Here is a 23,249-nt window from a genome sequence, read left to right on the forward strand (position 1 = left end):
CCGCCCCGCACACCCACGCCCGAACCCACCGGCCGGCGCAGCCCTCGCGCCCCCGCCGGCCGCATCCGACCAACCGCCCAGCGCGAAGGAGCCCCACGTGCCCGCCGACCTCGTCCTGCTCTCCGCCCGGCTGCTCGATCCGGTCACGGGCGAGCTTCTCCCGTACTCGGCGCTCGCCGCGGACGGCGGCCGGATCACCCACCTCGGTGACGACCGTCAGGCCCGCACGATGGCCGGGCCGGCCACCACCGTGATCGACCTCAAGGGCGCGGTGGTCACCCCGGGCTTCGTCGACGGGCACCTGCACCCGGTCTCCGGCGCCGAGCGCACCACGGGCGTCGACCTGTCCGCATGCACCGACCTGGCGGCGGTCCGCGAGGCCCTCGCCCGCGAGGCCGGGCGCCTGGCGCCGGGTGCGTGGCTGCGCGGCTGGGGTCTGGACCCCAATGTCTTCGGCGCCGAGCCCGTCACCGCCGCCGCGCTGGAACCCTCACTCGACGGCATCCCGGCCGCGATCGACCTGTTCGACGCGCACTCCATGCTGGCCAGCGCCCGTGCCCTGGAACTGGCCGGCATCGACGGACCGCGCCGTTTCGAGCAGGCCGCCGAGATCGTCTGCGACGCCGACGGACGGCCCACCGGCCTGCTCCTGGAAGACGCCGCCTGTGAGCTCGTGGACGCGGTGGCGCCCAGGCCCACCGCCGCCGAACTGCGCGAGCGGACCGCCGCCGTGCTGCGCGGCATGGCCGCCGCGGGCCTCACCGGGGGCCACGCCATGGACGCCAACGGCGACAGCCTCGCCGTGTACGAGGCGCTGGAGGCCTCCGGGGCTCTCCCGCTGCGCTTCCGTGTCGCCCCCTGGTGCCAACCGGGCGCCGACGCCGACGCGGTGGCCGAGCTGATCCGGCTGCAGGGCACCGGAGGCCGCCACTGGCGGGTCGCGGGCGTGAAGATGTTCATGGACGGCACCATCGACAACGGCACGGCCTGGCTGGAGCGCCCGGACTGCCACGGGGAGTCCACGCACTCCTTCTGGCCCGACCCGCAGGAGTACACCCGGGTGGTGGGCGAACTGCACCGAGCCGGGGTGCCCACCGCGACACACGCCATCGGCGACGCCGCCGTCCGCCACGTCCTCGACTCCGTCGAGAAGGCGCTCGCAGGCGGCGACACCGGGGTGCGGCACCGCGTGGAACACATCGAGACCGTCCCCGACGACACCGTGCACCGCTTCGCCCGGCTCGGGGTCGTCGCGTCCATGCAGCCCACGCACTGCTGCGAGTTCACCCGCGCCGACCACACCGACAACTGGTCCCGCCGCCTCGGCGAGGAGCGCGCCTCGCGCGCATGGCGCTGCCACGACCTGTGGGAGGCGGGCGCGCGGGTGGTGCTGGGTTCCGACTGGCCGATCGCCCCCTACCCGCCGCTCGCCGTCATGGCCGGCGGCCGCCACCGCCGTCCGAGCCGCGACCTCACCCAGCCCCCGCACGGGATCGACCAGGCCCTCACCCCGCTGCGGGCGCTCCAGGCCGTCACCGTCAACGCGGCGTGGGCGGCGGGAGAGGAGCACGAGGCCGGCCGGCTGGCCGTCGGCCACCGCGCCGACCTCACCGTCCTCGCCGACAATCCCCTCGCCGTCCCCGACACCGGCCTCGCCGAGCTGCCCGTGCTGCTCACCGTCCTCGCCGGGCGCCCCACCCACCGGGACGCGGCCTTGTGAACCGTCCGCACGCATCCCGGACTGCGTCCGTACGCGCCCCCTGATGACCCGTCCGGACGCACCCCGAGGACGGACCACGATGAAGTCCGGCATCCGGGGAACACGAGAAGGAGTCCAGTCCCGGAATCCGAGATTCCCGTGATCCAGGAGCCCCGGAGCTCCTTCCCCTGGAGGTCAGCGATGTTCGAGGCCGGCGACATCCGTGAATGGCGCGGACACGACGTCGTCGATACGGACGGCGGCAAGATCGGCACACTGGAGTCTGTCTACGTCGACACCACGACCGACCAGCCCTTCTTCGCGACGGTCACGGTGGGCGTACCGACCCGGCGCCGCCTGGCGTTCGTCCCGCTCATCGGCGCCACCGTCGGCCCGGGCTATGTGAAGGTGGCCTACACGAAGAAGGTGGTGAAGCAGGCACCGTCGATCGACACCGACGGCGTCCTGCCTGCCGCGGAGGAACCCGGCGTCTTCGGCCACTACGAACTGGCCTACAACCCCGGTGCCGGCGGTGAGCGACGCCTCGCCCGCCGCTGACCGGGGCGAGGACCACCGTCAGGATCGGAGGACGAACAGGCAAGGTGGCGTGGTGTGGATGTGACCCCGGGAGGCCAGAGCGATCCCTCGGATACGGAACGGCTGCGGGACACCGTCGCGCACATGCCCCGTCAGGTCCGTGAGGAGCTGGTCCGCAGGCTCCGGCGGAACCGGCGCGCCTTGCGCAAGGAGGACGTCAAGGTCGTCGAGCCGCCGCTGCTCAGGCGCGCCGTCGGGGCCTCCGCCCTCGGGAACTGCATGGAGTGGTTCGACTTCGGCGTCTACAGCTATCTCGCCGCCACCATCGGAAAGGTCTTCTTCCCGGGCGCCTCACCGGGCGCCCAGGTGATCTCCTCCTTCGCGACCTTCGCCGCGGCGTTCGTGGTGCGGCCGCTGGGCGGCCTGGTGTTCGGGCCCCTCGGCGACCGTCTGGGCCGGCAGAAGGTCCTCGCCACCACCATGATCATGATGGCGATCGGCACCTTCGCCATCGGTGTGATCCCCGGTTACGCGACCATCGGCCTCGCCGCGCCGGTACTCCTGCTGCTCGCCCGCATGGTCCAGGGCTTCTCCACCGGCGGCGAGTACGGCGGCGCCACCACCTTCGTGGCCGAGTACTCCCCCGACCGCCGCCGCGGCTTCCTCTCCAGCTGGCTGGACTTCGGTACCTTCGTGGGCTACGCGCTGGGCTCCGCCCTGGTCACCATGCTGAACTTCGCCCTCACGAGCGACCAGATGCTCGCCTGGGGCTGGCGCATCCCGTTCCTGATCGCCGGGCCCCTGGGCGCCATCGGCCTGTACATGCGGCTGAAGCTGGAGGAGTCGCCCGCCTTCCAGCAGCAGCTCGACGAGCACGAGAAGAGCCTCGCCCAGAAGTCGGCGGGCAGCGAGTTCAAGACCATCGTCAAGAACCACTGGGAAGCCCTGCTGGTCTGCATGGGCATCGTGCTGCTCTACAACGTCACCAACTACATGGTGACCGGCTATCTGCCCACCTACCAGACGGAGACCCTGCACCGCTCCAGCGGCTCCGCGGACCTCCTGGTGCTGCTGGGCATGGTCTGGATCGTGCTGCTGATCACCTTCATCGGCCGCCTCAGCGACCACGTGGGCCGCCGCCCGATCTACGCCGTGGCGGCCGCCGCCATGATCGTCCTCTCCATCCCCGCCTTCCTGCTGATCAAGATGCACGGCACCTGGCCGCCCGTCCTCGGCGTGCTCATCCTGTCCACGCTGCTGGCCTGCTTCGCCGCGCCGAGCGCCGCGACCCTGCCCGCGCTCTTCCCGACCGCCATCCGTTACGCCGCGATGGGCATCGGCTTCAACTTCGCCGTCGCCGCGTTCGGCGGCACCACACCGCTGGTCACCGCGGCCCTGGTCACCGGCACCGGCGACGACATGATGCCCGCCTACTACCTGATGCTGGCCGGCGCCATCGGCCTGGTGACCGTGAAGTTCCTGCCCGAGAGCGCCCAGGTGCCGCTCAACGGCTCCCAGCCGATGGTGGGCTCCGAAGAGGAACAGCACGAGTTGGTCACGACCTCCGAAGCCCTGTACCGGACCACCCGGGACCCGGCCTGACCAGACGCGGCTCCCCCCTCCTCAAAGCGCCGCCGCGCACGGGACGATGACGAGGAGCCAGGTGAGCGAAACGCTCGCCACGACGCAGTCCTCGGCCACCAGATCCAGCCCCCGAGTCGTCTTCAGCGCGAGCTCGGGCACGGGCCACTCGCGGCTGAGGGTCTGGGAGACGTCACGCCACCAGGGGTGAGCGGGCAGTTCGCCGGCGGGTTCGAACGGGCGGCCCGGGACGCGACGGCCACCGCCTGACCGACCGCCTCCGCCGCGGCCGACATCCACTCCCCCGGCTCGGCCCAGGGATGCGGGGCGAGATTGAAGGTGGCCCAACCGACTTCGAACTCGCCCTTTGGAGGCAGGGTTCACAGCCCGTGCCGGTCAAGAATCGTCATCAGCTTGCGCCTCCGCTTCAGCTCTGCCCGCAGGTCGGCGAGGTGGGCGGTGAACTCGGCCTCGGTGTCCAGCGCCTGGTGGCAGTCACGGGCGTTGAGCAGCAGTTGCGCCATACGCTCGTACACGCGGTCCCCGGTCGGCTCCTTCAGCGGTTCGATCAACCGCCAGTACACCGCGAGGGCGTCGGCCGGACGCGTCTCACGCGAAAGGTCGGCGAGCCGCTGCCATTGCCGGTCGTCGGCGCAGCCGGCCGCCTCCCGCCAGGCGCCGTCCAGATCGCCGTCATCCAGCAGCACGTCCATCAGCACGGGGCCACGGCACCAGCCGCCGCGCTCCCGGCGGGCATCCTCCGTTCGGAAGCGGTCCCGGCGGACCGCGACCGTCTCAGCCATCCGGCCCGCCTGCATGTAGCGGGCGCACACGTAGTCAGCCAGACGGCCGTCGACGTGAGCCTCGCAGATGGTGGCCCGCAGCCCGCGTTCCGCCCACGAAAGCGCCTCGTCCTCGCGACCCGCCGCGTCCAGCTCCTCAGCGATGCGCAGATGCGTGGCGCCGGATGGAACCAAGTCCTTCGCATACAGAGCGACCAGCGCGTCCACATCACCTTCCGCCTTGACGAGGCGCTCCATCAGGTACCGCTCCGCCCAGCCGTTCGGCCTGCGCCGCCGCGCCTCGGCCGCCAGCTGCCGCAAACGGGCCAGTCCGGCCGGCCCCAGGACGTCGGCGTAGTCGAGCGGGTCGAGGTCCGCCGCGTCGTTCCAGTCGCCGAGCACCTGGCCGACCAGCCACTCGGCCAGCCGTTCCGGGTCGGGGCGCGCGACCGAGCACGCTTCCAGATGGGCCTCGGATACCGCGGCGACGGCCTGCCCGACCACACCGTCGGAGTCATCGACCTCCTAGTACGCCCGCCCGAGCGCCCGGATCGCCTCCTCCGCCAGACCGACCGCCTGCGCCGCCAGCTCCCCGGAGGCCAGGGCACGCAGCGCGTCGGCCGCTTCCTCGACCTGCCGGGCGTACCCGGTGGCGTCCGCGTACTCGACGTATCCGTACCGGGCGAAGGGCCGCGGGTCGATCAGCACCAGGATCCGGTCCCGGACCGCATCCATGTCCGAGTGCGCGGCCGCGGCCCGCAGCTCCAGACGCCGACGCAGCTCCCGGTCCTGCCCGATCTGCTCTCGCACCAGTGCGAGTAGTTCGTCACGGGACAGCGCCGTGAGCCACGCCTCCAGGCGGGAGGTCCGTGCCCAGGCGGCGGCCCGCTGACGCGGGATCGCCTCCGACTGCCGCAGCACGGTCAGCCCCACCGCCACGCAGTGCTTGCAGAAGTTGCCCTCCTGCCCGTACGGGCAGTCGCACCACCCGGAGACTCCGATGTCGCCGAGGGTGAGCTCCACCTCGTAGACGTCGGTGCCGTGCACCGTGGCGGTGACCGAGCCGTCGCCCACCTCCAGGCCACTCACCGCGTCCAGATACCCCAGCCCTCGATCGAAGGACCGAGCCCCGGCCAGGGCCTGCAGATCCTCCTGGCCAAATCCCACCACGTGCCGTGCCACACCGGTATTCAACCCCTCCGGCAGAGTGGCGGGTGCGAGAATCCGCCGACCTCCCCCAGGAACACCGCGGTGCTACAACGTGACACCCGATGGCACATGAAACCGTGGAGTCATGACTGCCCAGCCCGAGATCACCCAGCGCGACCTGCGCACCAAATCCAAAGAGATCATGGACGCCGTCCAAAACGGCCAGGCCTTCACCGTCACCCGCGACGGGCACCGCATCGGTGAGCTGATCCCCCTGCGCCGTCGCCGGCGCTTCGTCCCGCGCGGGGAGTTCGCCGCCATGTCCCGCACCGCCCCCGACATCTCCCTGGACGCCTTCCGCGCAGACCAGGACGCCACCGCCGAGCAGGAGCCGGACGACCCCCATGTCCGGTGAGCACCGGCCCACCACGTATCAGCAGGGCCTCCTCGCCACCGACATCATGATCCTGCGCAAGTGGATCAATCCGCAGGAGCTGCCCGCCGAGGTGGCCATCACCGCCATCACCCTGGCGGAACTCTCCGCGGGCCCCCACCAGGTGCGCAGCAACGCCGAGCAGGACGACCACGACGAACACGCCGAACGCGCCCGCCGCACGGACATCCTCCAGCGCGCCGAGAACGCGTTCGACCCCATCCCCTTCGACGCGGAAGCCGCCCGTACCTACGGCCGCGTCTGCGCCGCCGTCATCAGTGCCGGCCGCACGCCCCGGCGCCGCATCGCCAACCTGATGATCGCATCGATCGCCATCGCCGAGGACCTCCCTCTGTTCACCACCAACCCGGACGACTTCAAGGGCTTGGACGACCTGCTCACCATCGTCCCCGTCACCCGCCCGCAGGTGCTGCCCGACCGCTAGCCTGCCTTTATGGGGCCGTTTCCGGGGGGTTATCGGCGTCCGCCGAGGCGGTCGTCGTGGATGTGTCGGGCCACGGCGGCGAGCTGGTCAGGGTCGGCTCCTCGCCGGTCTGGTCGAGGTCCCGGATACTGCCCGCGCCCGCGTTTCAGCCGGAGCCGGAGCCGGAACTGCCCGCCGATTCGCTGGCGGCACGGCGGTACTCGGCGTTGATGCGCTGTGCTTCCTCGAGCTGGTCCTCGAGGATGACGATGCGGCACGCAGCCTCGATCGGGGTCCCCTTGTCGACGAGCTCGCGGGCGCGGGCGGCGATCCGCAGTTGGTAGCGGGAGTACCGGCGATGTCCTCCCTCCGAGCGGAGCGGAGTGATCAGGCGAGCCTCACCGATGGCTCGCAGGAAGCCTGGGGTGGTGCCGAGCATCTCGGCTGCCCGGCCCATCGAGTACGCGGGATAGTCGTCGTCGTCCAGACGATCATTCAGAGGGTTGTCCGATGTCATGTCACCTCGCTGTGCAACGCGTCGAGGGGCCCTGGTGCCGTACGGCACCAGGGCCCCGAAGGAATTGAACACCATCTGTCGGCCCTACTGCTGTGCCGACCTTCTGTTTCCGCTACCCGGCCCGGCAGGGCGGAGCGGGGGATCGCAGCTGCGTGACCGGGGACCACCATCCAATCCGGGGTCTTGCGGTACCCGGGCCGAGTGCTCCTCGGGCCGGGCGATCCTGATGGCGTCTGCTCCTCCGTTCCTCTCGGTACCAACCACTGAATGAACCGGTACTGCTGTTGGCAGCTCCTCGACCTGCGAGCCGCCCAGTGCGGCTCTCAGTCTCAACCGCACTGACCTGCGTACTTCATCTTCAGTCCAGCCGCCAGTTCATGTCTGGCGAGTCTCGTTCGACCCTGTCTATGCAATGAAGCATACTCACGCCGGAAGGAATATCTACCCTGGCAAAAGTAGATTTCATCCTTCCGGTGAAGGAGGACCTTGCCGCTACGGGTAGGCCGAATAAGCTCTGCTGCCATGTCGAACCCTGATGAGCTGCTCGTCGCCATCTCCGCCGCGGTGGAGTCCGAGCGAAGCAATCAGATGTCGCTGACGGTAGTCGTCGGTGGTGCCGTCATCACCGGCCGGCTGGCTCCTGAGGCCATGTGGCGGGAGCGGGTGGCGGAGGTCCTGAAGGGCTCGGACCGTCTCGGCCTGTTCTCGGACGTCTTCGCCCGCGGGCCGCGAGGCAACCGGCCCGGTCCCGGCGAGGCGCCCACGCATCTGCACTTCCATCTCGCCCGGATCCTGCAGGGCAGCCTCGGGATCCCGGAGACGGGCGGCATGTACCGAGTCGCGATCAAGGACGTCAGCGCATGGACGGTGGGGGATCTTAGCTACTTCGACGGGTGAGACGCTGCCTCCGCCCCACTGCCCGGCCGGCGGTTTCCGAGCGGACGACGGCACAGCGGTGGGGGCCCTGCCGACGCGCGTCGGCAGGGCCCCCACCGGGATCCTGAGGGCGGTTTCCCGCCCGTCCTCATACGGCCGCGGGGCCGGTGCCGCCGAGCAGCGCGGACGCGGGGTTGGGCGGAGTGGGACCGCCCACGCCCACGGGCGCGGCCTCGGGGCGGTCGTGGCAGGTGAAGCCGAGGCGCGTCATGGCCCTCGTGACTTCGCCGGCGGTGAAGTCACGAGGGTCCTGTCGAGTGATGACCAGGCCCACCTGCTTGACGGGGTAGCGGCGGCGGCCGATGGTCACGGACTCACCCGTGACGAGGTCGGGCCTGACGCCCTTCATCGAGGCCAGCACCCCAGTCCTGGTCAGGTCGAACGGGTACCGGGCGATGACACAGCGCATGATGCCTCACAGGGGAGAAGTCGCGGGGGAAGGAGAACGGGCTGTCCGGAGCGAGGCGGATCAGCGCGAGAGGGTAAGCGCGCCCGGAATCCGGCCGTACTCACCGACGCCGCCGGGGCGGGCGCCGGGCGAGGACAACGATCCGTCGAGGACGTCCCGCAAACGGATCCGGTCCGTGTACGCGGAACTGTCGCGGAGAACGGCGAGCCGGACCAGGGTGATCACCCCCGTGCTCTGGTCGTCCCCGTCGCACACAGTCAGGTACTCGACCCGGGCACCCGCCATGACGGCCAGAGCCACCTCGACGGTCATGTCGTCACATACCCGCGGCGCGTGCCCTTCGATGTCGTCGACCACGGTCACAGGGGCGGAGTCCGGCATGCGGTACTGCGTCCGCGCTGGCGTCAAGGGTGTCTCCTTCGGTAAGAGATGGTCGGCTTGATGGCCCCCGAGCACTGCGTCGGCCTAAGCAGCCGAGTCGTTCCCGGGCCGCCGCTGTGTCCTGCGGCGAGCCCCCGCGCCGACGGGTCGGACCTGCCCGGTGCGGCCCCGGCGGTCCCGGGACGGCGAAGACGCGCGGCGGGGGCGTTCCACGACAGGCGTGGTGATGACCACCGGGACACCGGAGGGCGCCTGGGCACCTGTGATGCGGCTCAGCTCCGCCTCACCCGAGCGGACCGGGGTGACGTGAGGGGTGATGCCGGCCGAAGCCATCAGCCGGGTCATACCGCGGCGCTGGTCGGGGGTCACCAGGGTGACGACGCTGCCGGACTGCCCGGCGCGGGCCGTACGGCCGCCACGGTGCAGGTAGTCCTTGTGATCGCTGGGCGGATCCACGTTGACGACCAGGTCAAGGCTGTCGATGTGGATGCCGCGGGCCGCGACGTTGGTGGCCACCAGGACGGTGACGTGACCGTCCTTGAACTGCGCGAGAGTCCGGGTGCGCTGCGGCTGGGACCGGCCACCGTGCAGGGCCGCGGCGCGGACACCGCTGTTCAGCAGGTGCTTGGTCAACCGGTCCACGGCGTGCTTGGTGTCCAAGAACATGATGACCCGGCCGTCCCGGGCCGCGATCTCGGTGATCGTGCGGTGCTTATCCGCTTCGCGCACGTGGAGTACGTGGTGCTCCATCGTGGTGACGGCACCTGCCGGCGGGTCGACGGAGTGAACGACCGCGTCGGTCAGGTAGCGGCGGACCAGCAGGTCGACGTTGCGGTCCAGGGTGGCCGAGAACAACATCCGCTGGCCCTCGGGGCGCACCTGGTCGAGCAGGGCGGTGACCTGGGGCATGAAGCCCATGTCGGCCATCTGGTCGGCCTCGTCGAGAACCGTGATGCCGATGTCGGCGAGCCGGCAGTCGCCCCGGTCGATGAGGTCCTTGAGCCGACCCGGCGTCGCGACGACCACCTCCGCGCCGGCACGCAGCGCACCGGCCTGCCTGCCGATGGACATTCCGCCGACGACGGTGGCGAGCCGCAGGCGCACGGAGCGGGCGTAGGGAGCGAGCGCATCGGTCACCTGCTGGGCCAGCTCACGGGTGGGGACGAGGATCAGGGCCAGCGGCCGGCGCGGCTCGGCGCGCCGGCCCGCCGTGCGGGCCAGTACCGCGAGGCCGAAGGCGAGGGTCTTGCCCGACCCGGTGCGGCCGCGACCGAGCACGTCACGGCCGGCCAGGGAGTTCGGCAGGGTCGCCGCCTGGATAGGGAACGGTACGGTCACGCCCTCCTGGCCGAGCGCGGCCAGCAACGTCGCCGGCATGGCGAGATCGGCGAACGACTCGACAGCGGGCAACGCGGGCGTGACCGTCTTCGGAAGGGCGAACTCGCCCCCCTCGGGCTGCCGGTTTCCGAAACCGTTGGAGCGGCGCGGAACGCCGGAGCGGCCCGTAGCGGCACTTCCTCCGAAGCGGCCGTATGTACGATTGGTGCGTGCGCGAGTGGTACGTGTGCGGTTCATGTGGAACCTTCCTTGATGCGGGCACGTATCAAGGAATTTCCGCAGCAGGATGAGCGGCGCAGAGAATCGCGAGAACGGGCCGAACATGCCAGGGTCGAATCGCCCTGGGAATAAAGCGAGCCGGGACCCGCACCCCAAGGTGCGGGTCCCGGCTGCGAAGTATGCGTCAGCGCCGGTGCGTCAGGCGGGAACGATGTTCTCGGCCGTCGGACCCTTCTGGCCCTGCGCGACGTCGAACGACACCTTCTGGCCTTCCAGCAGCTCGCGGAAGCCCTGGGTGGCGATGTTGGAGTAGTGGGCGAAGACGTCGGCGCCGCCGCCGTCCTGCTCGATGAAGCCGAAGCCCTTTTCCGCGTTGAACCACTTCACAGTGCCAGTAGCCATTTTGTTTCTCCTTCGGAGACGGTGTCAGGAATGTGCCTTGTGCACATTCCGTGTCGCCGTAATGATCAGCCGTCGGAAAAACCTTTGGCAACCACACCCGCAACAGATGACGACAGTAGCACGTCGGCGTCGACCCTGCGTGGTAAATAATTCTGTGCCGCCTGTGGTCGCAGGAATATTTATCGTGCGCCGCATCGATTTCTGACGTCGCGACCACAGATATTCGTTCCCGTCGGTGCAGTGTTGCCGTCGAGCGTTTCCGCTCACAACGCTGTGACCTACTGCGAAGGTCTGTGCGCGGCCACTGTCGTCACCGGCGGACGAGATACCGACGAGCGCGCCGGGACCCCGGAGCAGAGACAAAGATTACATGGTGGGCGGGGCGCGGCATTTTCTGCCGCCTCAGCTCCTGTAGCCGCGCAGTCGCCGCATCGCGCTCCGCCTCCAGCCGAGTCCGCTTTCTACGGGGTGGGGGCGTCAGCTCAGGCGTGCATCCACGTCCCGTACAGCAGCCCCTTCCGCTCCGAGTCGCCCAGGTTGCCCCAGGCGGCCTTGCACGACTCGTCATCAGGGCACTTGGCGGTGGCCCGCAGGTTCCCGGGCGTAGCGCCCCGCCTCCACCGAGGCGGACTCGCGGGCCTGCGCGGAGGCTGCGCTCTAGTCCGAGGTAGGCGCTGCAGGCACCGCCTGCGAGCCGGGCCACAGCAGGATCACGCCGTGCAGGGGCCTGGCTGTGCCGTTGGCCGTTATGGGGCCGTTTCCGGTGTGCCGCAGCGCCTCGGTTCGCCATCGAGTGATTCAGTTGGCCGCCCTCGCACTCAGCGCCGCCCCGCTTGGCTGGCCCGTGCGTAAGGTGTGCAAATCTGACAGTCGGTGGAGTGTCGGCGACCGGCTTGAGGCGCCTGCGGGAGAAGCAGCCCGCGCAGCAGAACCCCCGCTGCCCAAACAGCACCTTGGGGTGGCGGGGCGGGCTTGTCATGTCCGCGTGCTGTTACACGCCAGGTCGCGCGCGAAGGCTCCGAGCGCAAAACAGTCCCCGGTAGTGCTGCACGTGTCCTGAAGCTTCAGTCGTCACTGTCGCCTCGGTATCGCGCCGGCTTACCGGGGGCCTAAGCCACATCCTGTCCAAGTCACTCCGCCGACTAGACGTCCTCATCGACTTTGTGACTCTTTCGGTGTTATGGCCTAGTAATCACTATTCATGCCATTCATCACGAGTCAATAGACTTTGGGTAAATTTTTCGCATCCGATGAGTGAGGGTTCTAGCCGGGTGCCATCAGTTTCGGTTTGGTGACCGTAGGTATCCGCGTGGTCAGCGCTGCACCTGCGTAAATCACCGTTTTCGCTGAACCAAGGACCTGCCCACGGCACCATCGCTGGGAGGAAACTGGGAGAAGATCTTCCCCGGTGCCTCACGGCCGCCTCAGTAGACCAACTCACACCAAAGGCTCTGAGCGGGGCGAATGCCCCGCAGGGGAAGTCCGGATCTTGTCCGGACCTCATTCGGGACGAAGAGGTGCTGGCGCCCGTGGCCGAGCGGGAATGGCTGACGGTGGCCCTGCTGTCCGGGTATGTGCCTGTGTACCCTCAGCGAACTGGAGACTCTGCTCCGCAGACGGCTTAAGGCCATCGACCACCTCAACGGCGACATGAAGACCGCCTATGGCATCGCCAACACGCTCGGCACCGGCGACTGCGCCAACACCGGCGCGGGCGAGGTGCCGCAGGGCCTGTCACACATCTCGTGAAGGCAGCTGCCTACTGGGGGACATCGGCGTTGGTCAACGATAGGCGGGATCGGCGGCGGTGCGTCGGCAGGCACGGTCTTCCACTCAGATCCTTAGCGAGAGATCCATGATCTTGAAAGCCCGCGGTTGGTACGTTCCCGGAGTTCGGCGAGCCAGTAGATCATCGTCAAGCGGCTACACCGAAGCCCTGGGACCGGTAGAAGCGTAGAAAATCCTCATCACCCGAGCTCAGCGGACATCTCCATTCATGAGGATCTTCCGCCTGCATCGATCGGTGCATCCAGGGTTGACGCGAAGGCCATAGGTGCGGCTAAAATCCGCCAACGCGAAGAATGCCTTGAATTCTTCTGCTGTGATGCCGGGGGGATCTTATGCGTCGAGGTTTGCTCGGGTGCGCTGGGATAGTACTGAGTCTGGTGTGTGTTGGCTGCTCTAGTAGCTCTGCACCGGACGGACCTGCTGCCGGAACGACGCCCAGCGCCAGTGAAATGGCAGGAGCCACCGGACCATCCTCGGCACCGACATCAAGCCGACCCTACACAGCGACGACCGCGACGACATCCGCGCCGCAGGCTGCTGGGATTGACGGATGGACGCTCACTTACCACCACACCAGTAACGGTGTAACCGACACGGTGCGCGCAGTGGCAGCTTCCAACGGACAGTTCGCAGCATTCAGTGATGACAAGCCGATCATCCTGCTGAATTCGTCCGGCAATTCCTATATCTGCGACAAGAACGCCAAGTGCACATCCGAGCCGGCCAAGGGTTTGGAGCCCACGCGGCTCAGCTATATTCAGCCGCTCGCACCGGCGACGTTCCTTGGAGCCGGCTTGCAAGATAAGCATGCCGTTCCTGGACGGGTCATCGGAGGCGTAGCGAGCAGCTGCATCAGTGGGACGTACATTGGCGCGAAAGCAGAAGTTTGCACTGCCAAGCAAGGTGGGTTTCTCACTGCAGCCACAGTGCCAACGGAGACCTGGCGTCTCCTATCTGCGAGCCGCGGCGCCGACCCGAAATCTTTCGTCGCCCCTTCGGCAGGTTGAACAAGCCCCTAATACTCCAGCCGTAGATGTGATCTTCAGGCTATGGCCACGGCGCGCGGGCTGGGTGAGTTCGGCGCCAGGCGGTCCAGCGTCGTGAGTGCGGTCGTGGACAGGTCCAAAAACTATGAATGCCGTGGGCCCGTTCTTCGACGGGCCACGGCCTTTCCGGTCACTTGCCCCAGCTCAACGCGTCGACCGTGGCGGCTGCCCAAGACTTGACGCGTTGCGTGAACTCCGAGGAGGGGAACGTTCCATCGACGGCGACGTCTTGAATCGTGACGGAGAAACGGGATCGCGGTGCGTCGCGGTGCGGCAAGGCCGCGTCCCGGACCACTCGTGCAGGCTCGCCCTGCACACGATGGGAGTTGCCACGACGAGCATGACCGCCGAGCCGGTTCGCTTCGTCGAGGCCGCCTTCTAGGTACGCACGCAGGAGCGCCCAAGCCATCGCGCCGTCGTCGGTGGGGAGCCGACTGGGGTGCTGGAGCAGGAAGCAGGAGACTGAGACACCGTGCAGCGGCCCCCACGGTGCCTGACGTGAATGGTCCAAAGCGAGCAAGGCGTGGAACAGCTCGTCGCAGGATCGTGGATCCATCGGGGCACCGCACTCCGGGCAAGGTTCCATGCCTTCTCCTCGATCCTCGAAGTGCAGTGCAGCCAGTACTCCAGCCGCAGTGGTGATTCCGCTGGTGAACCCGGTAGCCAGGCAGCTGCGGCCACCGATGATCATCGTCAGGTGTGTGGACTGATGACGAAGCGGTGGCCGCGGGTTACAGCGTAGTTCCTGATCGCTGGCAGGCGATGTTCGACGGCCTCATGGGCCTGATCGCGGGCCGTTTTACGCGGCTGGAACCCCGGTTGCGGGTGCGGCAGTTGGTGCTGGGACTGCTGGCGGACCTGCCGCGGAAGAACTGCTGGACGATCGCCGAGCACGCCGGGGACACCAGTCCAGACGGGCTGCAGCACCTGCTCGGCCGGGCGAAGTGGGACGCCGACCGGGTGCGCGACGACCTGCGGGCGTTTGTGGTGGGCCATCTGAGAGATGACCAGCCGTGCTGGTCGTCGATGAGACCGGCGACCTGAAGAAAGGCACCCACACCGTCGGCGTGCAGCGCCAGTACACCGGCACGGCCGGGCGGATCGAGAACGCCCAGGTCGCCGTCTACCTCACCTACACCTCCCGGCACGGCCACGCGGGCATCGACCGTGCGCTGTACCTGCCGAAGTCCTGGACATCCGACCCCGCGCGGTGCCGCCGGGCCGACGTGCCTGAGAACGTCGGCTTCTCGACCAAGCCGCAGCTCGCCGCGCAGATGATCGAGCGGGCGCTGGACGCCGGGGTCCCGGCCGCGTGGGTGGCCGGCGACGAGGTCTACGGCGACAACCCTCACCTGCGCGCTGTCCTGGAAAGGCGGCAGCTCGGCTACGTACTGGCTATCTCCAGCACCCACCGCGTCCCCACTGCGGCTGGACCTCAACGCGCGGACCACCTCGTCAAGCGCGTCCCACGGCGGGCCTGGCACAAGCTGTCCGCCGGAAAGGGCGCGAAAGGCTACCGCTGGTAGTCCGGCGCAACCGCCGCACCGGTGAACTCGCCTATTACCGCTGCTACGCACCCCACCCAGTGCCACTGTCCACCCTGGTCATGGACGCCGGAAGCCGCTGGACCGTGGAGGAGACGTTCCAGAGTTCAAAGACCCTGGCCGGACTGGACGAGCACCAGGTCCGCCGCTGGAACTCCTGGCACCGCTGGGTCAACCTGGCACTGCTCGCCCACGCCTTCCTCGCCGTCACCGCCGCCCTCGAACGCCAGGGCCAGGCCACGGCCGACGACGGAACCAGCCCCGACGGACTGATCCCGCTCACCTGCAACGAGATCCAACGCCTGTTCACCGCCCTACTCACACAGCCCGTGCCAGACCTCGCACACCGGCTGCACTGGTCCCTCTGGCGACGACGCCACCAGGCCCGAGCCTGCCGCAGCCACTACCACCGCCAAGCCGCCCTACAGCCGTGAAGATCACATCTCCGGCTGGAGTGCGCCGAATGCGAGTCGGGCCACAGCAGGATTACGCCGGCGACGACGGCCGCGCCAACGATGATGGCGGCGGTCACTTTCCCCTGATCGACATGGCCCGGAAGGCTAGCAGCCGGGGCCGATTCAGGTGCCTGGCTGTGTCGTTGGTCTTTATGGGGCCGTTTCCGGGGGTTGATGGACTCCGTCGAAGCGGTCGTCGTGGATGATGTCCGGCAGGGCGGCGAGCTGGGCGGGGCCGGCTCCTCGTCGGCCTGGTCGGGGTTCCGGATACGGCCCGAGCCCGCGTTTCGCCGTCCCGCTCATCGGTGAGGGTGACACGCGCGCTGGACAAGGTGCCGTGCTCGACCGAGGACGGCGCCAGCGGTGCAACTGGCTCATCCGATGGCAGGACTGCGCCGCTCGACCAGGACGACGTCACGCCAGGTCCCCTGATGCTGACCGATGCGCTCTCGAGTGCCGATAACTCGGAAGCCTTCCTTCTGGTGCAGAGCAAGGCTGCTCGCGTTCTCCGGGAAGATGCCCGACTGGATCGTCCAGACGCCTACCGCTTCAGTCGACTCGATGAGAGCGCGGAGAAGAGCCGAACCGACTCCCCGTCCGCGTGAGTCGGGGTGGACGTACACCGAGTGCTCGACAACACCGGCGTAGACGCACCGATCCGAGACCGGTACCGCAGCGACCCAGCCGAGCACCTTGCCTGCCTCGTCGATGGCGACGTGCCGGTGGTCGGGCAGCTTGATCGAGTCGAACTGTTCCCAGGTCGGGGCGGCGGTTTCGAAGGTGGCGTCGCCCTCGTCGATGCCGAGTCGGTAGATCGTCAGGACCTCCTCGGCGTGCTCAGGGACCATGGGCACGACGCGAAGTCCCGCCCGGGCGCTCACGGTTGTGCCGCCGGGGTGATCTCGTCGATGAGGCCGCGGATGCGCTTTTCGATCTCGTCGCGGATCGGGCGGACGGCGTCGACTCCCTGTCCGGCCGGGTCCGGGAGCTCCCAGTCGAGGTACCGCTTGCCGGGGAACACGGGGCAGGTGTCGCCGCAGCCCATGGTGATGACCACGTCGGAGGCCTGGACGGCTTCGACGGTGAGCACCTTGGGGACCTCGGCCGAGATGTCGATACCGGCCTCCGACATCGCTTCGACGACGGCCGGGTTGACGGTGTCGGCCGGGGCGGAGCCGGCGGAGCGGACCTGGACGCGGTCGCCCGCCAGGTGAGTGAGGAAGGCTGCGGCCATCTGGGAGCGTCCGGCGTTGTGGACGCAGACGAACAGTACGGACGGCGGTGCGGCGGTCTCAGGCATGAGCGGGATCTTCCTGCGGCGCGGGGACGGCGGGAGTGGTGAAGTAGCGGCGGGCGTAGAGCGCCACGTAGACGAGGCCGATCAGCACCGGCACCTCGATGAGGGGGCCGACGACGCCGGCGAGGGCCTGTCCGGAGGAGGCGCCGAAGGTGGCGATGGCCACCGCGATGGCCAGCTCGAAGTTGTTGCCGGCAGCGGTGAAGGCCAGCGTCGTGGTGCGCGGGTAGTCCAGGCCCACAGCGCGGCCCAGGGCCATGGACCCGGCCCACATGGCCGCGAAGTACACCAGTAGCGGCAGGGCGATACGGGCGACGTCGAGGGGCTGTGAGGTGATGGCGTCGCCCTGCAGGGCGAAGAGGATGACGATGGTGAACAGCAGCCCGTACAGGGCGAAGGGGCCGATGCGCGGGATGAGCTTGGCTTCGTACCAGGCCCGCCCCTTGGTCCTCTCGCCGAGGCGGCGGGTGAGGTAGCCCGCCGCGAGCGGGATGCCGAGGAAGATGAGCACGCTGCGGGCGATCTCCCACACCGACACGTCAAGGCCGGTCTGCTCCAGGCCCAGCCAGCCGGGCAGGACGGAGAGGTAGAACCAGCCGAGCGCCGAGAAGGCGAACACCTGGAACACGGAGTTCAGGGCGACCAGGACGGCGGCGGCTTCGCGGTGGCCGCAGGCGAGGTCGTTCCAGATGATGACCATGGCGATACAGCGGGCCAGGCCGACGATGATCAGGCCGGTGCGGTAGGCGGGCAGGTCCGGCAGGAACAACCAGGCCAGGGCGAACATGAGCGCCGGGCCGACGATCCAGTTGAGCAGCAGGGACGGCAGCAGCAGGCGCCGGTCGCGGGTGACGGTGTCGAGGCGGTCGTAGCGGACCTTGGCCAGCACCGGGTACATCATCACCAGCAGGCCCAGGGCGATCGGCAGGGACACCCCGGTCACGGTCACCTTGGACAGCGCGTCGCCCAGGCCCGGGACCAGGCGGCCCAGGCCGAGCCCGACAGCCATCGCGGCGAGGATCCAGACGGCGAGGTAGCGGTCGACGAACGAGAGCCGTCCCGCGACGTTCCCCTCAGCGGCGGCAGTGCTCACGAGGCGGCCCCGGCCGGCACGGTGCGGTCGGGCAGCGGCTCGCCCGCAGGCCGGGTCAGGATGCTTGCCAACCGGTCGGTCATCTCCGGGACCAGCCAGTAGTAGACCCACGTTCCGCGCCGCTCGCAGTCGATCAGACCGGCCTGCCGCAGCAGCTTGAGGTGATGCGAGATCGTCGGCTGTGACAGGTCGAACGCCGGAGTCAGATCACAGACGCAGATCTCACCGCCCGCCCGCGAGGCGATCATGGACAGGAGGCGCAGGCGCACCGGATCACCCAGCGCCTTGAACACCTTCGCCAGCTCGACGGCCTGGTCCTCATCCAGAGGCGCCGTCAGCAGCCCCGGGCAGCAGGCGCCGGCCCCCTCGTCCTGGCCCAGCACTACAAGCTCTTGCTTCGACATACTTCTATGTTGACAGGCTTCGATCCAGCGCACAATCTTGCATCGACAGACATCAATGCAACCCGTTGGGAGTCGTGCCATGTCCCGTGCTCAGCTCGCCCTGCGTGTCAGCGACCTGGAGGCGTCGATCACCTTCTACTCGAAGCTGTTCGGCACCGAACCGGCCAAGCGGCGCGAGGGCTACGCCAACTTCGCGATCGCCGAGCCCCCGCTCAAGCTCGTCCTGATCGAGGGCGAGCCGGGCCAGGAAACCCGCCTTGACCACCTGGGCGTCGAGGTCGAGTCCACCGAGCAGGTCAACGCTGCCACCGGTCGGCTGAAGGAAGCCGGGCTGGCCCCCTTCGAGGAGAACGACACGTCCTGCTGCTACGCCCTCCAGGACAAGGTCTGGGTGCACGGGCCGGGCCAGGAGCCCTGGGAGGTCTACGTCGTGAAGGCCGACGCGGACACCCTCGGCAAGAGCGCCGACCCGGCCGCAGTTGGCGATCGCTGCTGCACCAGCAAGGCTGCGGAACCGACCTCGGTATCGGCCTCCGCGTCGGCAGGTTGCAGCTGCGGCTGAACCAGAACAGTCATCCGCGGCCATCTCACCCAGAGCGACCGCCCTGGGTGCGTGGCACCGTCCGTTCCCGCAGGCTGGCGGCATGGTTACTCGCATTGTCGTCTACCCGCCCGCCGACGGCGGCGGCCGGCGAGTGTGCGTGGACGAGCTGATCACCGGGACGGCGCACTCGCTGCACGATCTCGCGGTGTTCCTTCACCGGACCGGCCTCAAGGGCTGGGATGAGCTGGACGTGGCCGCCCACGCCTAACTCGGGATGATCGGGTGGAGGGGTGGCGGCCCGGAGGTGTGGGAGCACTGGCGCTCACTCCCCGAAGAGGGGGAGCTGGGCGATGGTCAGGTCGTCGCGGAGGCGGAGGTAGCGGACGGGGTGCCGGTAGACGTCGGCGTCCAGGGCGGTGTCGGCGAGGACTTCCGCGACCAGCTCGGGGAACGCGTGATGGCCCGGCCTGGTGGGGTGGGCCATCGCTTGCTTGTAGTTGAGCCACGACCAGGCATCGATGAGCAGTTCACGCAGGTGCCTCACGGCTGCCCCTCCAGGCGTGCAAGGCCCCGCGCCCGCGCCGACCAGAATACGTGGGACTGCAATCTGTCCCCTCGGCCTTGACGTGGCAGCGGATTTGGGAGAGTGCGCCGTCCAACCGCTTCGCCTCCCGACGGTGATGGCCGATCATGTCGGCTGCCGCACCGAGCCCAGCAGCGATGGCCAGTCGCTCCCCGTGCCCGTTCCGAGGAGCGATAGCGGCAGTTCGCGCCAACCCACCGGCGCCCGCCAGGAAGGCCAGCAGCAACAACCGGCCGCTCTCCTTGCAACTGCCCTACAGCACCCTCGTGGTTGAAGCCATTGCGCGGACCTCTGAAACTGCGACGATCAGAGCGTCGGCCTGCGCCCACACCGTGACCCGATCTGCTTTCGCGTCCGACCGCCTCTTCATGGCCGTTGCCACACACACCAGGTCAGGACTGCGCTCAGGATTGTCGTACCCGCACCGCTGAGAAACTGGATCACGGCGTGATCCTGCCGCCAACGCTCGGCCTGGTGTGGCCCGATTCCAGAATCTCTGCGCACCACACGGCCGGCCTCGCGCCTCCAGTACACTCCCTAACCGCGTAAGGGATGCGGTTGCCAGCCGCTGAACTGGGCTTTTATGAGGTGTTGGCACGCATGCGGCACATCAGGGGAACGCGCCGCGATGACCGGAACCTGTGGCCGAGCCTCACCAGCCGGTGTAGCGTCGTGACCAGCAGTCGTGGTTCCGAAGTCCCGTTCGCCCGTGATCGCAGTCGCGGGCGTTTTTGCTGTTCAACGCTCTCCGGACCAAGGCGATCACCTCCGGTTCTCGCACGGTGCGAGACCCGATACGAGTCCCTTCGAAGGAGACAGGCATGGCCAAGGGCACTGTGAAGTGGTTCAACGCGGACAAAGGATTCGGCTTCATCGAGCAGGAGGGCGGCGGCCCGGACGTCTTCGCCCACTACTCGAACATCGCCGCCCAGGGCTTCCGCGAGCTGCGGGAAGGTCAGAAGGTCGAGTTCGACGTCACGCAGGGCCAGAAGGGCCCGCAGGCGGAGAACATCCGCCCCCTGTAACGCCGCACGCAAATGAGGCCCCAGCCGGTGGACATCCCGGCTGGGGCCTCTTCGGTCCTATCGGTCCCCGACGGTGGGAGGTTTCCGGTCCTCCAGCAGGGCGGGCCACCAGTGGCCCCGTGCTACTGGGTCCGTGGGCGGCCGCCCACTGCCCGGGCACCGGCCGGCCGTCCTACCCGGCTCGGGAGCTTACTGCCACCTGATCGACGGGGCGTCCCACCGGCAGGATTCCTCTCGCTGCTGCGCGCCCCCACGCTGAGGAACATGATGGCACTGCAAGATCCGGCGGCGGGTCCGGTGCCGAGCCGCGGAACGTCCTTGAGCCTGATCATCTTTCTGGAGGGCACGACTGGCGTGAGAGAGCTGAGTGGGGGTGTGGTGTCACCGGATGGGCTTGACTCGCTGTGTCCGTAGTGCTGGAGCGGCTCCGGAGTGCACAGGGTGCGGGCGGTTTTTAGTGTGGGCTGAACGTCTGTGCTGTGGCCGTCGTAGTCAGGGGGGAGGTAGTCCGACAAGCGCAGCCCGCCGGAGGTATCGCAACCGTGGCCACCACGCGACCAGCCCTCACCGCCGGGACGGACGACCGTGAAGGGGTGCCGGACGGCCGGGGCCGGCTGGCGGAGACCGCGGGTGAGCGTACCGGCGGGGAAGGTAGTACAGGTGACGGCTGGCACGTGAACTCCTCCCTTGCCTTGATCATGGTCCTGCTCTTGGTCGTCGTGGTGCAGGGTCCGGTCCGCAAGGCGTTTGCCGCTCCGGTGATGCAGAGCTGGATGACGGTGTTCGTGGCGGTGGTGGTTCAGGCGCTGCCGTTTCTGGTGCTGGGCGTCTTGCTGTCCGCGGCGCTCGCGGTCTTCGTCCCTTCCTCGTTCTTCGCCCGGGCACTGCCGAAGCGTCGCGGGCTCGCCGTGCCGGTCGCCGGCATGGCGGGGGCGGTGCTGCCGGGCTGCGAGTGTGCGTCGGTCCCGGTGGCGGGAGCGCTGGTCCGCCGCGGCGTGACTCCCGCGGCGGCACTCGCGTTCCTTCTGTCCGCGCCGGCGATCAACCCGGTCGTGCTGACGGCGACGGCGGTGGCGTTCCCGCACCATCCGGAAATGGTCGTGGGCCGTTTCGCGGCCAGCCTGCTCGTCGCGTGCGCGATGGGCTGGCTGTGGCAGCGGCTCGGCCGCACGGACTGGCTGCGTCCGCCGGCGTACGCGAGGTACGACGGGCGGAGCAAGGGCGCGGCGTTCTGGGGCTCGGTCCGGCACGACGTGATGCACGCGGGCGGTTTCCTGGTCCTGGGCGCGATGGCGGCTGCGACGCTCAAGGCGGTGGCCCCGGCTGACTGGCTGCGGACGGCGGCGGGCAATCCCCTTGCGGCCGTGGGGGCGTTGGCGGTCCTCGCCGTACTGCTGTCGATCTGTTCGGAAGCGGACGCGTTCGTGGCGGCCTCGCTGACGCAGTTCTCGCTGATGGCGAAGCTGGTGTTCCTGGTGGTCGGCCCGATGATCGACCTGAAGTTGTTCGCGATGCAGGCGGGTACCTTCGGCCGCGGTTTCGCCCTGCGCTTCGCCCCGACCACTTTCGTGCTGGCGATCGCGGGAGCGGTCCTGATCGGGGCGGTGCTCCTGTGAACCGGCAGGTCCAGGCGGCGGTCATGTTCCTGATCGGCGCGGCACTGCTGCATGCAGGGTTCACGGATCTGTATCTGCGGTACGTGAAGGCAGGGTTGCGGCCGCTGCTGCTGGCGGCGGGGGCGGTGCTGATGGGTGGGGCGCTGGCCGCGGTCTGGTACGAGTGGAAGGGCCGGACGCAACACGCCCAGCAGAACGGACACGAGGACACGCATGCGCACGGGGCCCATGGCGACGGGCATGGCCGCGGTGATGGACCTGACCACGGCACGGACGGCGATCACGCGCACCGTGAACCTCGCGTCTCGTGGCTGCTCCTGATCCCCCTCTTCGCGCTGATCCTGGTGGCGCCGCCGGCGCTCGGCTCCTACAGCGCGATGCGCACGGGTACGGCGTTGCAGCAGCCGTACGGCTACGTGAAGCTCCCGGCCTCGAACCCCCTGCCGATCAGCCTGGTCGACTACGCGGGCCGCGCGGTGTACGACCACGGCCGGTCGCTGGGCAACCGAAAGGTGCGGATCACAGGCTTCGTGGCCCTCGACGCGAAGGGCGCACCGTATCTGGTCCGCATGGCCTTGAACTGCTGTGCCGCGGACGCCCAGCCGGTGAAGATCGCCCTGATGGGTGGCATCCCGCCGGTCCTCCAACCGGACACATGGCTGCAGGTGACGGGCGCATACACCCCGAAGCAGACCAAGGACCCGGTGAACAACCGCCCGATCCCGTATCTGGAGGTCACCGAGGCGAAACCGGTGCCGACACCGCGCGATCCGTACGACGAGAGCTGGAACCAGTGAAGGGCCGGCAGCCTCCATGGGCTCGTCGCGGGACTGACGTGGTTCGTTGTGCTGGTGGTGAGCGGCTGCCTGGTACTGGCGGGTCTGCCGCATCGGCAATTCCGGCGAACGCCCCTCCGTCGTACGAACTCACCGGAGGCGCTTTCGCCGACGCCCTCTCCCGCCTCGGCCCGCAGCCGTTGCGCCGGGCGTCCCCGAGCCCGCTATCGCCGCTTCCGCTTGCGGGCCGGGCCGGTCGGCCGAGACCACG

The 23,249-nt window shown here is 68.8% G+C and carries 26 protein-coding genes and 2 pseudogenes; 14 read left to right on the forward strand and 14 right to left on the reverse strand.

Features of this window, described 5'->3' with window-relative positions; all coding sequences use genetic code 11:
* The first annotated feature begins 97 nt into the window (after positions 1–97).
* The 3 genes from BZY54_RS40225 to BZY54_RS40235 all read left to right on the forward strand — a co-directional run bounded on the left by BZY54_RS40225 (position 98) and on the right by BZY54_RS40235 (position 3,838).
* A complete protein-coding gene (locus tag BZY54_RS40225; protein ID WP_086730305.1) occupies positions 98–1,720 on the forward strand; it encodes an amidohydrolase in 1,623 nt (540 codons plus the stop codon).
* 180 nt (positions 1,721–1,900) lie between these two features.
* Entirely contained in the window at positions 1,901–2,257 is a 357-nt protein-coding gene (locus tag BZY54_RS40230; RefSeq protein ID WP_086730306.1) for a PRC-barrel domain-containing protein, read from the forward strand.
* Between the two features lie 123 nt (positions 2,258–2,380).
* The gene (locus BZY54_RS40235; protein WP_244217571.1) at positions 2,381–3,838 is read left to right on the forward strand and encodes an MFS transporter; all 1,458 of its coding nucleotides are present in this window, start codon (positions 2,381–2,383) and stop codon (positions 3,836–3,838) included.
* 21 nt (positions 3,839–3,859) lie between these two features.
* Here the strand turns inward: BZY54_RS40235 and BZY54_RS40240 are convergent.
* The 3 genes and pseudogenes from BZY54_RS40240 to BZY54_RS55190 all read right to left on the reverse strand — a co-directional run.
* A pseudogene (locus BZY54_RS40240) lies at positions 3,860–4,170 on the reverse strand (hypothetical protein); the annotation flags it as partial.
* A 27-nt stretch (positions 4,171–4,197) separates the two neighbouring features.
* Positions 4,198–5,103, reverse strand: a complete 906-nt coding sequence (locus BZY54_RS55185) for a DUF6880 family protein (protein ID WP_341868730.1) — start codon at positions 5,101–5,103, stop codon at positions 4,198–4,200.
* Between the two features lie 21 nt (positions 5,104–5,124).
* Positions 5,125–5,769 carry an SWIM zinc finger family protein gene (locus BZY54_RS55190; protein WP_341868731.1) on the reverse strand — a complete coding sequence of 215 codons (645 nt, stop codon included), beginning with the start codon at positions 5,767–5,769 and terminating at the stop codon, positions 5,125–5,127.
* A 124-nt stretch (positions 5,770–5,893) separates the two neighbouring features.
* On the opposite strand from BZY54_RS55190, the gene BZY54_RS40250 reads away from it, so the two are divergent.
* Both BZY54_RS40250 and BZY54_RS40255 read left to right on the forward strand, forming a co-directional pair.
* A complete protein-coding gene (locus BZY54_RS40250; protein WP_086730309.1) occupies positions 5,894–6,163 on the forward strand; it encodes a type II toxin-antitoxin system Phd/YefM family antitoxin in 270 nt (89 codons plus the stop codon).
* Positions 6,153–6,626 carry a type II toxin-antitoxin system VapC family toxin gene (locus BZY54_RS40255; protein WP_086730311.1) on the forward strand — a complete coding sequence of 158 codons (474 nt, stop codon included), beginning with the start codon at positions 6,153–6,155 and terminating at the stop codon, positions 6,624–6,626. The genes BZY54_RS40250 and BZY54_RS40255 overlap by 11 nt, the downstream gene beginning before the upstream one ends.
* A gap of 145 nt (positions 6,627–6,771) precedes the next feature.
* Here the strand turns inward: BZY54_RS40255 and BZY54_RS40260 are convergent, their stop codons facing one another.
* Entirely contained in the window at positions 6,772–7,122 is a 351-nt protein-coding gene (locus BZY54_RS40260; protein WP_086730312.1) for a MerR family transcriptional regulator, read from the reverse strand.
* Between the two features lie 522 nt (positions 7,123–7,644).
* Here BZY54_RS40260 and BZY54_RS40265 point away from each other — a divergent pair.
* The gene (locus BZY54_RS40265; protein WP_086730314.1) at positions 7,645–8,019 is read left to right on the forward strand and encodes a hypothetical protein; all 375 of its coding nucleotides are present in this window, start codon (positions 7,645–7,647) and stop codon (positions 8,017–8,019) included.
* 127 nt (positions 8,020–8,146) lie between these two features.
* Here BZY54_RS40265 and BZY54_RS40270 read toward each other — a convergent pair whose 3' ends face one another.
* The 4 genes from BZY54_RS40270 to BZY54_RS40285 all read right to left on the reverse strand — a co-directional run bounded on the left by BZY54_RS40270 (position 8,147) and on the right by BZY54_RS40285 (position 10,807).
* Complete coding sequence (locus BZY54_RS40270) at positions 8,147–8,467, reverse strand: SCO5918 family protein (protein WP_086730315.1); 321 nt, start codon at positions 8,465–8,467, stop codon at positions 8,147–8,149.
* Between the two features lie 60 nt (positions 8,468–8,527).
* Positions 8,528–8,848 carry a hypothetical protein gene (locus tag BZY54_RS40275; protein WP_086730317.1) on the reverse strand — a complete coding sequence of 107 codons (321 nt, stop codon included), beginning with the start codon at positions 8,846–8,848 and terminating at the stop codon, positions 8,528–8,530.
* Positions 8,849–8,932: 84 nt separating this feature from the next.
* A complete protein-coding gene (locus BZY54_RS40280) occupies positions 8,933–10,423 on the reverse strand; it encodes a DEAD/DEAH box helicase (RefSeq protein WP_208640918.1) in 1,491 nt (496 codons plus the stop codon).
* Between the two features lie 180 nt (positions 10,424–10,603).
* A complete protein-coding gene (locus BZY54_RS40285; protein WP_065963989.1) occupies positions 10,604–10,807 on the reverse strand; it encodes a cold-shock protein in 204 nt (67 codons plus the stop codon).
* 1,572 nt (positions 10,808–12,379) lie between these two features.
* On the opposite strand from BZY54_RS40285, the gene BZY54_RS51265 reads away from it, so the two are divergent.
* Together BZY54_RS51265 and BZY54_RS50550 are read left to right on the forward strand one after the other, a co-directional pair.
* Positions 12,380–12,556 (forward strand): hypothetical protein, encoded by a 177-nt coding sequence (locus tag BZY54_RS51265; RefSeq protein WP_158103994.1) that lies wholly within the window; start codon positions 12,380–12,382, stop codon positions 12,554–12,556.
* Between the two features lie 644 nt (positions 12,557–13,200).
* Positions 13,201–13,602, forward strand: coding sequence for a hypothetical protein (locus BZY54_RS50550; RefSeq protein WP_143668238.1), 402 nt, complete (start codon positions 13,201–13,203; stop codon positions 13,600–13,602).
* A gap of 169 nt (positions 13,603–13,771) precedes the next feature.
* Here BZY54_RS50550 and BZY54_RS40290 read toward each other — a convergent pair whose 3' ends face one another.
* Positions 13,772–14,332, reverse strand: a complete 561-nt coding sequence (locus tag BZY54_RS40290; RefSeq protein WP_244217572.1) for a DUF5946 family protein — start codon at positions 14,330–14,332, stop codon at positions 13,772–13,774.
* A gap of 86 nt (positions 14,333–14,418) precedes the next feature.
* Between BZY54_RS40290 and BZY54_RS40295 the strand changes: the two are divergent.
* Positions 14,419–15,619, forward strand: a pseudogene (locus tag BZY54_RS40295) (IS701 family transposase).
* Positions 15,620–16,014: 395 nt separating this feature from the next.
* Here BZY54_RS40295 and BZY54_RS40300 read toward each other — a convergent pair.
* From BZY54_RS40300 to BZY54_RS40315, 4 genes are read right to left on the reverse strand one after another with little or no spacing between them, the layout of a single operon-like run.
* Entirely contained in the window at positions 16,015–16,488 is a 474-nt protein-coding gene (locus BZY54_RS40300) for a GNAT family N-acetyltransferase (RefSeq protein ID WP_086730321.1), read from the reverse strand.
* 29 nt (positions 16,489–16,517) lie between these two features.
* Positions 16,518–16,940: an arsenate reductase ArsC gene (locus BZY54_RS40305; RefSeq protein ID WP_086730323.1), complete on the reverse strand. Its 423-nt coding sequence runs from the start codon at positions 16,938–16,940 to the stop codon at positions 16,518–16,520.
* Positions 16,933–18,030, reverse strand: a complete 1,098-nt coding sequence (gene arsB, locus BZY54_RS40310; protein ID WP_086730325.1) for an ACR3 family arsenite efflux transporter — start codon at positions 18,028–18,030, stop codon at positions 16,933–16,935. Before arsB ends, BZY54_RS40305 begins: the two co-directional genes overlap by 8 nt.
* On the reverse strand, positions 18,027–18,434 hold the full coding sequence (locus BZY54_RS40315; protein ID WP_086730327.1) for an ArsR/SmtB family transcription factor: 408 nt from the start codon (positions 18,432–18,434) through the stop codon (positions 18,027–18,029). Before BZY54_RS40315 ends, arsB begins: the two co-directional genes overlap by 4 nt.
* A 79-nt stretch (positions 18,435–18,513) precedes the next feature.
* Here BZY54_RS40315 and BZY54_RS40320 point away from each other — a divergent pair, with 79 nt between their 5' ends.
* Both BZY54_RS40320 and BZY54_RS51895 read left to right on the forward strand, forming a co-directional pair.
* Positions 18,514–18,996, forward strand: coding sequence for an ArsI/CadI family heavy metal resistance metalloenzyme (locus tag BZY54_RS40320; RefSeq protein ID WP_086730329.1), 483 nt, complete (start codon positions 18,514–18,516; stop codon positions 18,994–18,996).
* 82 nt (positions 18,997–19,078) lie between these two features.
* Positions 19,079–19,246, forward strand: a complete 168-nt coding sequence (locus BZY54_RS51895; RefSeq protein WP_167414152.1) for a hypothetical protein — start codon at positions 19,079–19,081, stop codon at positions 19,244–19,246.
* A gap of 54 nt (positions 19,247–19,300) precedes the next feature.
* Here the strand turns inward: BZY54_RS51895 and BZY54_RS52515 are convergent, their stop codons facing one another.
* Positions 19,301–19,522, reverse strand: a complete 222-nt coding sequence (locus tag BZY54_RS52515; protein WP_086730331.1) for a hypothetical protein — start codon at positions 19,520–19,522, stop codon at positions 19,301–19,303.
* 860 nt (positions 19,523–20,382) lie between these two features.
* On the opposite strand from BZY54_RS52515, the gene BZY54_RS40330 reads away from it, so the two are divergent.
* From BZY54_RS40330 to BZY54_RS40340, 3 genes are all read left to right on the forward strand, one after another.
* Positions 20,383–20,586, forward strand: a complete 204-nt coding sequence (locus tag BZY54_RS40330) for a cold-shock protein (RefSeq protein WP_086730333.1) — start codon at positions 20,383–20,385, stop codon at positions 20,584–20,586.
* Between the two features lie 674 nt (positions 20,587–21,260).
* Positions 21,261–22,202 carry a permease gene (locus tag BZY54_RS40335; protein WP_244217573.1) on the forward strand — a complete coding sequence of 314 codons (942 nt, stop codon included), beginning with the start codon at positions 21,261–21,263 and terminating at the stop codon, positions 22,200–22,202.
* Positions 22,199–22,999, forward strand: a complete 801-nt coding sequence (locus tag BZY54_RS40340; protein WP_086730334.1) for a TIGR03943 family putative permease subunit — start codon at positions 22,199–22,201, stop codon at positions 22,997–22,999. Before BZY54_RS40335 ends, BZY54_RS40340 begins: the two co-directional genes overlap by 4 nt.
* Positions 23,000–23,249 lie beyond the last annotated feature (250 nt).

The organism is Streptomyces carpinensis (assembly GCF_002154505.1).
Taxonomy (GTDB): Bacteria; Actinomycetota; Actinomycetes; order Streptomycetales; family Streptomycetaceae; genus Streptomyces; species Streptomyces carpinensis.